Raw genomic sequence first — 12,537 nt, forward strand, 5'->3', positions numbered from 1 at the left:
GTGATAGGGCGTTTTTTTAGTTAATGCATGAATGATGATTGATTTTTGAAAGGAGTTTCTGTTATGACAGAAAAAGATATGTCTACCAAGTATGATCCGTCTACTGTTGAAAAGGGACGGTACCAATGGTGGATCGACCAAGGATTCTTTAAACCAAGTGGAGATAAAAAAGCTCACCCTTACTCGATTGTTATTCCGCCACCGAACGTTACTGGGAAGCTTCACTTAGGTCATGCTTGGGATACGACCTTACAAGATATGATTATTCGGCAAAAACGGATGCAAGGATATGATGTTTTGTGGGTTCCCGGAATGGATCACGCCGGAATTGCTACCCAAGCTAAAGTTGAAGCTCGTCTTCGTAAACAAGGTGTTTCTCGTTATGATCTTGGCCGGGAGAAGTTTGTTCAACAAGTCTGGGACTGGAAAGATGAATACGCAGATATTATTCATCAACAGTGGGCAAAGATGGGAATTTCTGTTGATTACGACCGGGAACGTTTTACCCTTGACGAAGGATTAAATAAGGCTGTTCGGAAGGTTTTTGTTGATCTTTATAACAAGGGTTTGATTTACCGGGGAACTTACATTATTAACTGGGATCCACAAGCGCGGACTGCTTTATCTGATATTGAGGTTATCCATAAAGATGACAAGGGTGCCTTTTATCATGTTAAATATCCATTTACAGATGGAACAACATTTAACGGTAAAGACTATATTGAAATTGCAACAACCCGTCCTGAAACGATGTTTGGTGATGAAGCTGTTGCAGTTAACCCTAATGATGAGCGGTATAAGGAATTAGTTGGTAAAAAAGTAATGGTACCGCTTGTGAACCGTGAAATTGAAATTATTGCCGATGAATATGTAACCCCTGAATTTGGTACCGGGATGGTAAAGATCACTCCAGCCCATGATCCGAACGACTTTAAGGTTGGAAAGCGGCACAATCTTCCAGAACTTAACACGATGAATGAAGACGCATCAATGAACGAAAATGCTGGCAAGTACGAAGGAATGGATCGTTTTGCAGCTCGGGAAGCAATTGTTAAGGACCTTCAAGATCAAGGCTATATGCTAAAGATTGATCCGATTGTTCACTCGGTTGGGCATTCTGAACGGACTGGTGTTCAGGTCGAAGCGCGTCTTTCTACTCAGTGGTTTGTAAAGATGAAGCCATTAGCAGAAGCTGCTCTTAAGAATCAAGATACTGATGATCGTGTAAACTTTGTGCCAGAACGTTTTGAACATACTTTTACTCAATGGATGGAAAATATTCATGATTGGGTTATTTCCCGGCAACTTTGGTGGGGACACCGGATTCCGGCTTGGTACAATAAGCAAACTGGCGAAGTATATGTGGGGATGGAAGCACCAAAAGATGCTGAAAATTGGGAACAAGATAAAGATGTTTTAGATACATGGTTCTCTAGCGCATTATGGCCATTTTCAACGATGGGCTGGCCAAATACCGACTCTGCTGACTTTAAGCGTTACTTCCCAACCAATACATTAGTTACTGGATATGACATTATTTTCTTCTGGGTTTCACGGATGATCTTCCAATCACTTGAATTTACCGGTCGCGCTCCGTTTAAGAACGTCTTACTTCATGGATTGATTCGGGATGAACAGGGTCGCAAGATGAGTAAATCACTGGGTAACGGAATTGACCCAATGGATGTTATTAAAAAATACGGTGTCGATGCCTTACGGTGGTTCTTAATTACTGGTTCGACTCCTGGTCAGGATATTCGCTTTAGTTACACTAAGATGGATGCTGCTTGGAATTTCATTAATAAGATTTGGAATGCAAGCCGTTATGTTATTATGAACCTTGGTGATATGCCTGCACCGGTTCTTCCAGATAAAAGTAAGTGGGATTTAGCAGACCGGTGGATTTTAAGCCGCTTGAATGCGACAGTTAAGCAAGTCAATGAACAGTTTGAAAAATTTGAATTTGGTGAAGCTGGCCGCGCCCTTTACAATTTCATCTGGAACGATTTCTGTGACTGGTATATCGAAATGACTAAGGAAAAGCTTAATAACGGATCTGATGAAGAAAAAGCCGATACTAAGAACATTCTTGGCTATGTCCTTGATCAAACTCTTAAGATGTTACATCCAATCATGCCATTCGTTACCGAAAAATTATGGCAGTCAATGCCTCATGATGGTAAGTCAATCATGGTTGCTAAATACCCAGTTGCCACTCCTGATCTTGACGATCCAGTGGCCACGGAACAAATGAGCAGTCTAATTGAATTAATTAAGGCAGTTCGGAATATTCGGAATGAAGCTAATGCGCCAATGTCTAAGCCAGTTGATATTTTAGTAAAAGTTGACAATGATCATTTAGCTCAAATGTTAAATGATAACCGTGACTACATTGAACGTTTCTGTCATCCTGAAAAACTCACAATTAGCAAAGAGGTAGAAGCACCAAAGCTTGCAATGAGTGGGATTTTAGCTGGCGCTGAGGTTTATATCCCAATGGCAGAATTAGTTGACCTTAATGAAGAACGTGCTCGGATGGAAAAAGAAATTGCTAAGCTTGAAAAAGAGGTAGAACGGTCAGAAAAGAAACTCGGTAATAAGAAGTTTGTTGATAATGCACCGGAAAAAGTGGTTGAAGAAGAACGCCAAAAAGCAACTGAATGGCAACAAAAATTAACAGCTGCTAAAGACCGCTTGGCTTCTCTGCAAAATGCTTAGTGTGAATTTATAACAAGATAATTGACATCTAAGATATCAAATGAAAAATATATCATATTTATTTTAAGAATTGGTTTGGTAAAGGCACTGATATAATTGGTTTCTTTGCTCATTACATGTGATTTTAGAGTGATAATGACCGATAAAGAAATAAAAGAAGCTAGAAAAAACTAGCTTCTTTTTTTATTTATATGAAGATTAAATCATATATCATTTAATTTTCTTTATCGATTGATAAGGAATAAAAAGCTGATAAGTAAGCGATTAAATTAACGAATATCCCACATATTTGTTATTTATTGATTGTAATTATTTATCACAAGTATTATGATTAAATATGTAGAAACGGGAAACGGTTTCAACTATTTTATTTTTCTGATGTACTTCGGAGGGAGGTATTTGTAATGACTATTCTTAGTCTGGCGCGTTTCCAATTTGCCATGACGACGGTTTATCACTTCTTCTTTGTTCCATTTTCTATTGGGACAGCATTCATCGTCGCCATTATGGAAAGCATGTATGTTTCTACTAAAGATGAAACATACAAAAAAATGGCAAAATACTGGGGAAATATTTTCCTATTAAGTTTTGCCGTTGGTGTTGTTACAGGTTTGATTCAGGAGTTCCAATTTGGGATGAACTGGTCTGACTACTCACGATTTATGGGTGATATTTTTGGTGCCCCGCTTGCCCTAGAAGCATTGCTATCATTCTTTATGGAATCTACATTTATTGGCTTGTGGGTGTTTACTTGGAAAAAGGTTAAGCCAGGGGTTCACCTCTTCTTTATCTGGATGACAAGTATTGGTTCGTTAACATCTGCTTTATGGATTTTAACTGCTAACTCCTTTATGCAACATCCAGTCGGCTATGAAGTAAAAGGTGGTCGTGCTGTTATGGTCAACTTTGGAGCTTTATTGAAGAACCCGCAATTATGGTATGAATACGGACATGTTATCCTTAACGCTATTATGATGGGCGGGATCATTATTGCCGGTTTAACTGCATTCCAATTGCTAAAGAAGAACAATAAGCTCACAGAGGCTAATAAGAAGTTTTACAAGAAGTCAATGCGAATTGGTTTGCTCTTTTCCTTAATCTTCTCTATCGGTGGAATTGCCCTTGGGGATGCCCAAATGCAGTACTTAATTAAGGAACAGCCAATGAAGTTTGCCGCTACTGAAGATGTATTTAACACTACTGGCAAACGTGCACCATGGACAGTTGTCGGAATTGCTGACATGAAGGACCATGAGGTAAAGTACAATGTTGATATTCCCGATGTTTTAAGTATTTTGTCATACCATAAAACAACGGGGGCTGTTACTGGGATGAACGAACTCAATGCGCAGTTTAAGAAGAAGTATGGAAAGGATATTGACTTCTATCCACCAGTAAACACTTTGTTCTACAGCTTTAGAATTATGTGTGGTATTGGTGCATGGATCTTCCTAGTTTCATTGGTTGGTTTAATTATGACCCGTGAAAAGAGTAAGAAACCACTCTCGCAACGGCGGTGGGCATTATGGTGCATTGCTATAACGACCTTCCTGCCATTTATCGGTAATACTGCTGGTTGGTTTGTTACTGAATTTGGTCGTGATCCTTGGACTGTCTACGGTTTGTTTACGATTGCGGAAAGTGTATCGCCAAATGTTTCGGTTGGCTCCTTGCTAACTTCAAACATCATTTACTTCGTCTTATTTACGACCTTAGCAATTACTTTAATTTGGTTAATTGTTCGTGAATTAAGAAAGGATCCTTCCGAAGCAGTTGAACCTAAATTTAAGAAGGTTCTTGATCCATTTGATAAGGAGGCGTTCTAAATGAGTTTTCTTCAATTACTATGGTTCATTTTGATTGGAGTGCTGTTTGCCGGCTTCTTCTTCCTTGATGGATTTGACTATGGAGTAGGAATGGCGGTTGAAACGCTTGCTCACGATGAAAGTGAACGTGATCAGGTGGTTCAAACAATTGGACCTGTATGGGATGCTAATGAAGTTTGGCTAATCACTGCTGGTGGTGCCATGTTTGCTTCATTCCCATATTGGTACGCTAGCTTATTTAGTGGTTACTACTTAATTTTATTAGCTATTTTAGCCGGACTTATTATTCGTGGTGTTTCATTTGAATTTCGGAGCAAGAGTCCAATGCCACAGAAACGTTTTTGGGACTGGGCATTAGCAATCGGAAGCGCAATTGTTCCATTCTTTCTGGGAATCATGTTTGTCAGCATGATTCATGGAATGCCAATTGATGCTAATGGTAATTTCCATGCTGGTTTCTTTGATTACTTTAACTGGATTTCGGTAGTTGGTGGAATTGCTTTATTGCTGTTAACATATCTTCATGGGATTAACTACATTGCATTAAAAACAACAGGTCCTGTTCAAGAACGTGCACGGAACTATGCAGAATTCCTATATTGGATTCTTTATGCTGGTGAAGTTGTCTTTGCATTGCTATTGATCTTTATGACCGACTTTATGAGTGTTCACCCAATTGGAACAATTATTATGCTTGTATTAATTGTTGGTTTCTCAGTTCTTGCTCACGTTGAAACCTTTGCTGGTCATGAACTAATTGCCTTTATTTCAAGCGGGTTGACTCTCGTATCTTTGGTAGTATTGATCTTTATCGGTCTTTTCCCACGGGTACTGATCAGTAGTATTAGTCCTAAGTATGATTTGCTTATTCAAAATGCATCATCAACGGAATACACTTTGGTAGTAATGACCATTGCTACATGTTGCTTATTGCCATTTGTTTTGGCATATACGATTTGGGCTTATTGGATTTTCCGTAAGCGGATCGCAATGCCAGCTATTCCGGAGGTTAAATAAATTTTATGATTGATCGACTACTCTTCAAAATAAAGGGGAGCAGACATATCATGATTAAGCTTGTGGGGCTTTATGTCCTACAAGCTTTTCTTATCCTTGGTCAAGGCTTGAGTTTGGCCGCCTTATTGACTGGCTTATGGCAGGGACATTCTTTGCCGAGCCAGCTTTACTGGTTAAGTGGATTTATTGTTTGCTACCTTTTTCGTCACGGATTAACAGAAGTAGGTAACACTTGGCTTGATCAATATTCGCGAACTGCTGCCCAAAATTTTCGGAAGCAGTTATTGAAAAAGGTGTTTGAATTGGGCCCGGCAATTGTTCAACGCGAGGGTACTGGTAATATGGTAACTTTGGCCCTTGATGGAATTAAAGAAGTTGAGAATTACATTCAGCTAATTTACAGCAAAGTTATTAGCATGATGATAATACCGCTAATTATTTTAATAGTTTGTTTTTGCCTTGACTGGATTTCTGGAGTAGTAATGCTACTTGTTTATCCTTTAATTGTCTTATTTATGATTATTTTAGGATATGCAGCAAAGGCTAAGGCAGATCGTCAATTTGCCGCTTTCCAAGTATTGTCTAATCACTTTATTGATTCTTTGCGGGGAATCGATACATTGAAGTACTTTGGCTTGAGTAAGAAGTATTCACGAAGTATCTATCGGTCGAGTGAACGCTTCCGAAAATCAACGATGAGCGTAATTAAGGTTGCAATGTTATCAACTTTTGCTTTGGACTTCTTTACAACATTGGCAATTGCCATTCTTGCCGTTTTCCTTGGTTTAAGGTTGATTAATGGACATTTACTACTATTTCCAGCATTAGCAATTTTAATTCTAGCGCCGGAATACTTTTTGCCGATTAGAAACTTTGCCAGTGATTACCACGCAACGTTGAATGGTAAAAATTCATTTCATGCGGTTCTGCGGATTATCAATATGCCATTGCCAAAACAGCCCAACATCAGCCTCCATCAGTGGCAAGCTAATGACCAGTTAGTGCTTAAAGATGTTAAATTTGCATATCCTGATGATGGTAGTGAATTAGCGGGCCTTGATTTAACGGTTAGCGGAAATCAAAAGATTGGCATAATTGGAATGAGTGGAGCTGGTAAAACAACCTTGATTAACCTATTAAGTGGATTTTTAGCTCCAACATCAGGACAGATTAATATTCAAAAACAGTCAGTGGATACCTTAAATATTAAAGACTGGCAAGAGCAAATCTTATATATTCCGCAAACACCATATATTTTTGCTGATACTCTAAGAAATAATATTGCTTTCTATACTCCAAATGTATCAGAGGAAAAAATTAAAGAGGCTGTTCATGTGGTAGGGTTAGATAATCTAGTGGCTGAACTGCCAAAGGGGCTTTCAACAATGATTGGGAATGGTCACCGGGCACTCAGTGGAGGACAGGCACAGCGGATTGCGCTGGCGCGTGCTTTTCTCGACCCCGCAAGAAAAGTGATGATTTTCGATGAACCGACAGCCCACTTAGATATCGAAACTGAGTTAGAACTAAAGCAACGGATGATTCCATTAATGAAAAACCGGCTGGTCTTCTTTGCCACCCATCGGCTTCACTGGATGAAACAAATGGATTATATTCTTGTTTTAAAAGACGGTAAATTACTTGAGCAGGGTACTTATCAGCAGCTGCTAGACCAACAAGGTTACTTTAATGAGTTAATGCAACAAACGCAGGGAAAGGAGGTTGCCCATGGGTAAGATACCATTATTAAAAGCGATGAAACATGATCGGTGGGTAAAGCCGTTTCTCAAACGTTATAAGTGGACGCTTGTTTTAGCTATTACTCTTGGAATTATTACTTTTATTTGTGCGAGTGGCTTGATGTTCACTGCTGGTTATTTGATTAGTAAATCGGCAACAATGCCGTTTAATATTTTATTAGTTTATGTTCCAATTGTACTGACTCGTGCTTTCGGGATTTTTCGCCCAGTAACAAATTATTTTGAGCGGTTAGCAAGTCATAACTGGGTCTTTAAGATGACGTCCGCTTTTCGAAAGAAACTTTATGATTCATTAGAGCAAGATGCCGTTTTCTTTAACAGTAAATATCGGATTGGTGATATTTTAGGACTTTTATCAGAAGATGTTGCTCACATTCAAAATTTATATTTACGGACAATTTTCCCCACTCTTGTTGCTTTTGGTTTATATGCGATAATCGTTATTGGTATGGGCGTTATATCGCCGCTGATGGGATTGTTAATGTTGATTTTATTCGGCTTAATAATTATTGCGATTCCTGTCTGGTCGGTATTAGTTAATGGTGCCCGCCAACAGTTGGAAAAACAATATACTAATACTCTTTACGCTGATTTAACTGATAATATTATGGGAATTACTGATTGGGTTTTTGCCGGGCGTAGTGCTGAATATTTAAGTTACCATGACCAAAGTGAACAGCATTTACTAGCGTCGCAAAAAGCAATGAAGCGGTTCGAACATTGGCGAGATTTTATTTTACAAGTAATGATTTTGTTAGTTGTAGTCAGCTTGATTTTATGGGGAGCAGCTCGTTTTGGCGGGCACTGGGGTGGAAGTGCCAACTGGATTGCCGCTTTTGTTCTCTGCGTTTTCCCGCTTGATGAAGTATTATCTAGTCTACCAACAGCTGCCCAACAAACTAATGTCTATACCGATTCATTAAATCGGTTGAATAAATTACCTCAACCACAATTAACTGTTGCTAAAGATATTAACATTACTGCTCCTTATAATTTAAAAGTTAAAGATCTGAAATATCGCTATCCGCAGACTGAACAAATGGTGTTGCGGGGGATTAATCTTAATATTAAGCCTGGTGAAAAATTAGCGATTCTTGGTCGTAGCGGTGCAGGGAAGAGTACATTGGCAAGTCTGATTCGTGGTGACCGAAAGCCAACGGCCGGTTCAGTTACATTAAATGGAATACCAACGGATGAATTTGGTGACCAGATTTCGGATTATATTGGCATCGTTCACCAGTCCCCGTATCTTTTTAATACAACGATTTTAAATAATATTCGTTTGGGTAACGAAAATGCTAGTGAAGAGCAGGTATGGGAAGTGCTGAAACGTGTTGGATTGGCATCAATGGTTCAGCGCTTACCTAAGGGCCTCCACACGATGGTCGATGAGGCTGGGTTACGGTTTTCGGGCGGTGAACGTCATCGTTTGTCGCTTGCGCGGATTTTATTAAAGGATGCACCAATTATTCTTTTGGATGAACCAACTGTTGGGTTAGACCCCCTAACTGAAGAGCAGGTTATTGAGACCTTTATGGAGCAGTTGAAGGGCAAAACCTTGATTTGGATAACCCACCATTTACAAGGTATTGAAATGATGGATCAAGTTGTCTTTATTGAAAACGGAACAATTGCAATGCAAGGAAGCCCCGTTGATTTACAAAAAACGAATCAACATTATCGAATGCTTAAACTGGCCGATGAGGGTAATTAACTTTTTTAAGTTCAAAAATACGTTTATAATATTAATATAGAACACATAATGAAGGGATGAGTAACGATGAAAGAGATTGTTGTACTTGGCGCTGGCTATGCTGGCTTAAAAACTGTCGTCTTACTACAAAAAAAGTTGAAGGACAGTGTTCACATTACTCTAGTTGATCAAAACGACTATCACTATGAAACTACTGATTTACATGAAGCTGCTGCGGGGACGCAAAGTGTTTCCAAGATTTCTTATCATATTAGAGATGTGGTAAAACCGCGGATTACAACATTTATTCAAGCAAAAGTAGTTAAGATTGATCCTGACAACAAGGCGGTTAAATTAGCAGGACATGATGAATTGCTTCATTACGATTATTGTGTAGTAGGTCTTGGATTTGTTTCAGAAACGTTTGGTGTTCCTGGAGCAGAAGAGAATGCTTTCCCAATGACGAATCTAAAACAAGCTTCTGCAATCTATGACCATATTATTAGCAAGATGCGTGATTATCGGAAGACACAAAATCCAGATGATTTGCATATTATTATTTGTGGTGGTGGATTTACTGGAATTGAATTGGCTGGAGCACTAGTTGAGGCACGGCCAAGTTATGCTAAACTTGCTGGTGTTTCACCCGCTAAAATTAAAATAACACTAGTGGAAGCGGCTACCCGTCTTTTGCCAATGTTTAATGAAAAGCTTGCTGACTATGGGGTCGAGCTTATTAAAGAATCAAATGTTCAATTATTAGACGGGTCACGGATCTCTAAAATCGATCCAGGTACGGTTTATTATCGGCACGCTGATGAAAGCCAAGAACAATCAATGAATGCAGGGACAATTATCTGGACAACTGGTGTGAGTGGTAGTCCATTAATGAAAGAAAGCGGCTTTGATGAAAAACGGGGTCGTGTAATGGTAACACCACACTTAACGGATCCTAAACATGATGATGTTTACATTTTAGGAGATGTAGCTGCAGTAATGCCACCTGATGGCAAGCGTCCGTACCCGACAACGGCGCAAATTGCCCTAGCAATGGCCGATTATGCTGCTGACGACATCGCTACTAGGATTAAGACTGGCGAGCATGAAGAAAAACCATTTGTTTATAAGTCGTTAGGAACTGTAGCATCATATGGGAATACTAAAGCTTATGGTAATGCGCTAGGTCACGAACTTCGTGGCTATCCGGCATCAGTTATGAAAAAACTTATTGCGGACCGTTCATTAATGGAAACTGGCGGTATCAAAGAACTACTAGCAAAAGGCCGGTTCGACCTTTACCATTAAAATTTAAAAGCACGGGGCTGAGAAAGCATGACTTTCTTGGTCCTTTTTTGTGTTGTGTTTGTACTATGTAAGGCTTATTTTTACTTGTCGGTAGTTTGGGTCTTATGGTTAGATAGGTAGTGGGTGATGAAAATGATAAAAACTTATGAAGAAGCGTTATCTTTTATTCATGGGCGGACAAAATTTAAGAAGTTACCGACCTTGAACCGCATGAAAAGATTTTTAAAAGAACTTGGTGATCCGCAAGCAGGATTAAACTATGTCCATATAACAGGAACAAATGGAAAAGGATCAGTTGTAGCCATGATGCGCTCTGTCTTGCTAGAACAAGGCCTCACAGTTGGAAGTTTTACCTCCCCGTTTATTACCCGCTTTAATGAACGGATTGGGTATAATGGCGTTCAGATTAGTGATGATGACCTGTTACGATTAGTACAACGAATTGAACCGGTTGTCAAAAAATTAGATTGTGAGCTACCAACAGGCGGGCCGACTGAGTTTGAAATCGATGCGGCATTAATGTTTTGCTACATGGCTGAAAAGAAACCTGATGTTGTACTATTGGAAGTTGGTATTGGGGGGCTTTACGATTCTACAAATGTAATTACACCGATTGTTAGTGTAATTACAACAGTAGGGTGGGATCACATGAAATATCTTGGCGATACATTAACAAAAATTGCAACGCAAAAAGCTGGAATAATAAAAGAGCAGGTTCCAGTTGTGATTGGTGATTTACCGCAAGAGGCAAGAGAAACAATTATTAATGATGCTAAGCGTAAGCAGGCGCCTATATGCGAACTAGGAAATGAATTTTTTGTTCAAAAAATTCATCGTCACCAATTTTTGGCCAAAATAAAATATCAGAGTCCCCAAATACATTGTTTAGAGGCTAAGCTGGGTTTAGGCGGGGATTACCAAGTTGAAAATGCTGCAGTTGCGATTGCGGCTGTTGAAACTTTTATGAAACAACAAGAACTTACTCTTGATCGTCATGCATTAATTAAAGGACTTAAGGAGACCACATGGCCGGGACGACTTGAAGAGGTTAACGAAGTGCCGTTAGTATTACTTGATGGTGCTCATAATTTGCCAGGAATTCAAGCACTGGTTAAAACAATTAAAGAGGATTTTGCTGAAAGAGAAGTTTATATTCTTGTTGCTATTTTAGCTGATAAACAATACGATTTAATGCTCGGTGAACTTGCAAGCCTAGGAAACGTTCATTTAGTAGTAACACACTTTGCTGGGCCAGGGCCAAAGCGGCCAAGTGCAGATCTTAAAGAAGGAATCAGCGATATTCCAACCAAATATCCCGTTCAAGTTGCAGATGAATGGCAGCTTGGAATTAGTGAAATTGCGCGTCAAATGAATGCAGAAGATGTAATGATTATTACAGGCTCACTCTACTTTATTTCAGATGTTCGTAAATTATTTACAAAATAAAAAGTGCAAAATCAAAAATTTTTCGTATTTAAATATATAGAGGGTTAAAAAGGAGAATGTTTATTTATGGAAAATGAAATGATTAATCACTATGTAAAGTTAGTATTTGACGCATTTCCTGAGAGCACGGGTACTAAAAAGCAAGAATTATGCCAGCGATTTTTGCGCAAATGTCCTACTCCGTTAGCGATCAAACGATTATCACGAGCGGAAAAAGAAGAGCTGCTAGATTGGGCGCCAGAAATGGTTAACTTTTTTACAGCGCTTGAGTTAGGACAGTTAGTAGCAAAAAGCCATGAAAAGATTGTAGGTCATGCTTATTCTAGTGTAGAACTTGGCCGCAGCATGGTTGCACGATTCCAAGGAGAAGAGCAGGAAAATATTTGCATTGCATGTACCGATATTCATAATGAAATTATTGACTGGAAAGTATTATTTATCGGTGGCGGATGTGAATGTGTGACATATCCTGATAAGATTTTTCAGTATGCTCTTCAATGTTCCGCGCATGGGATTGTGATGATTCATAACCATCCAACTGGTGATATTCGGCCATCTAATCAAGATGACTCTTTCACTCGTCGTCTGGAACGTGGCTGCGAAATTATAGGAATTCACCTCCTTGATTTTATGATTGTTGGGCGGGACTCCTATTATAGTTGGCGTGAAGATAAGTCACTTTTTAAAAAGTAAAGAAATTTTTAATTTCTGCGTGAGATAGCGTCTCTTTATCAGTATTAATGTATATTAATGTTCGTATGTACCGAGAGGC

The 12,537-nt window shown here is 39.1% G+C and carries 8 protein-coding genes; all 8 read left to right on the forward strand.

Annotated features, from left to right (window positions below; translation table 11 throughout):
- Positions 1-63 precede the first annotated feature (63 nt).
- Positions 64-2,718 (forward strand): valine--tRNA ligase, encoded by a 2,655-nt coding sequence (locus DTK66_RS04570; RefSeq protein WP_191667920.1) that lies wholly within the window; start codon positions 64-66, stop codon positions 2,716-2,718.
- Positions 2,719-3,122: 404 nt separating this feature from the next.
- Positions 3,123-4,544 carry a cytochrome ubiquinol oxidase subunit I gene (locus DTK66_RS04575; RefSeq protein ID WP_153930239.1) on the forward strand — a complete coding sequence of 474 codons (1,422 nt, stop codon included), beginning with the start codon at positions 3,123-3,125 and terminating at the stop codon, positions 4,542-4,544.
- Positions 4,545-5,561, forward strand: a complete 1,017-nt coding sequence (cydB, locus tag DTK66_RS04580) for a cytochrome d ubiquinol oxidase subunit II (protein WP_153930238.1) — start codon at positions 4,545-4,547, stop codon at positions 5,559-5,561.
- A gap of 5 nt (positions 5,562-5,566) precedes the next feature.
- Positions 5,567-7,297, forward strand: a complete 1,731-nt coding sequence (gene cydD / locus DTK66_RS04585) for a thiol reductant ABC exporter subunit CydD (protein ID WP_153930237.1) — start codon at positions 5,567-5,569, stop codon at positions 7,295-7,297.
- Positions 7,290-9,035, forward strand: a complete 1,746-nt coding sequence (gene cydC, locus DTK66_RS04590; RefSeq protein WP_153930236.1) for a thiol reductant ABC exporter subunit CydC — start codon at positions 7,290-7,292, stop codon at positions 9,033-9,035. Before cydD ends, cydC begins: the two co-directional genes overlap by 8 nt.
- Before the next feature lie 66 nt (positions 9,036-9,101).
- Positions 9,102-10,319, forward strand: coding sequence for an NAD(P)/FAD-dependent oxidoreductase (locus DTK66_RS04595; RefSeq protein ID WP_153930235.1), 1,218 nt, complete (start codon positions 9,102-9,104; stop codon positions 10,317-10,319).
- A 132-nt stretch (positions 10,320-10,451) separates the two neighbouring features.
- On the forward strand, positions 10,452-11,765 hold the full coding sequence (locus DTK66_RS04600; RefSeq protein ID WP_191667942.1) for a bifunctional folylpolyglutamate synthase/dihydrofolate synthase: 1,314 nt from the start codon (positions 10,452-10,454) through the stop codon (positions 11,763-11,765).
- A 66-nt stretch (positions 11,766-11,831) separates the two neighbouring features.
- The gene (locus DTK66_RS04605; protein ID WP_153930234.1) at positions 11,832-12,458 is read left to right on the forward strand and encodes a JAB domain-containing protein; all 627 of its coding nucleotides are present in this window, start codon (positions 11,832-11,834) and stop codon (positions 12,456-12,458) included.
- Positions 12,459-12,537: the final 79 nt, after the last annotated feature.

Origin of the sequence: Limosilactobacillus walteri, assembly GCF_014830205.1 — a bacterium.
Taxonomy (GTDB): Bacteria; Bacillota; Bacilli; order Lactobacillales; family Lactobacillaceae; genus Limosilactobacillus; species Limosilactobacillus walteri.

Excerpts from the sequence above, each read along its gene's own strand:
- DTK66_RS04570 (WP_191667920.1), top strand. The coding sequence starts at position 64 with ATGACAGAAAAAGATATGTCTACCAAGTATGATCCGTCTACTGTTGAA.
- DTK66_RS04575 (WP_153930239.1), top strand. The coding sequence starts at position 3,123 with ATGACTATTCTTAGTCTGGCGCGTTTCCAATTTGCCATGACGACGGTT.
- cydB (WP_153930238.1), top strand. The coding sequence starts at position 4,545 with ATGAGTTTTCTTCAATTACTATGGTTCATTTTGATTGGAGTGCTGTTT.
- cydD (WP_153930237.1), top strand. The coding sequence starts at position 5,567 with ATGATTGATCGACTACTCTTCAAAATAAAGGGGAGCAGACATATCATG.
- cydC (WP_153930236.1), top strand. The coding sequence starts at position 7,290 with ATGGGTAAGATACCATTATTAAAAGCGATGAAACATGATCGGTGGGTA.
- DTK66_RS04595 (WP_153930235.1), top strand. The coding sequence starts at position 9,102 with ATGAAAGAGATTGTTGTACTTGGCGCTGGCTATGCTGGCTTAAAAACT.
- DTK66_RS04600 (WP_191667942.1), top strand. The coding sequence starts at position 10,452 with ATGATAAAAACTTATGAAGAAGCGTTATCTTTTATTCATGGGCGGACA.
- DTK66_RS04605 (WP_153930234.1), top strand. The coding sequence starts at position 11,832 with ATGGAAAATGAAATGATTAATCACTATGTAAAGTTAGTATTTGACGCA.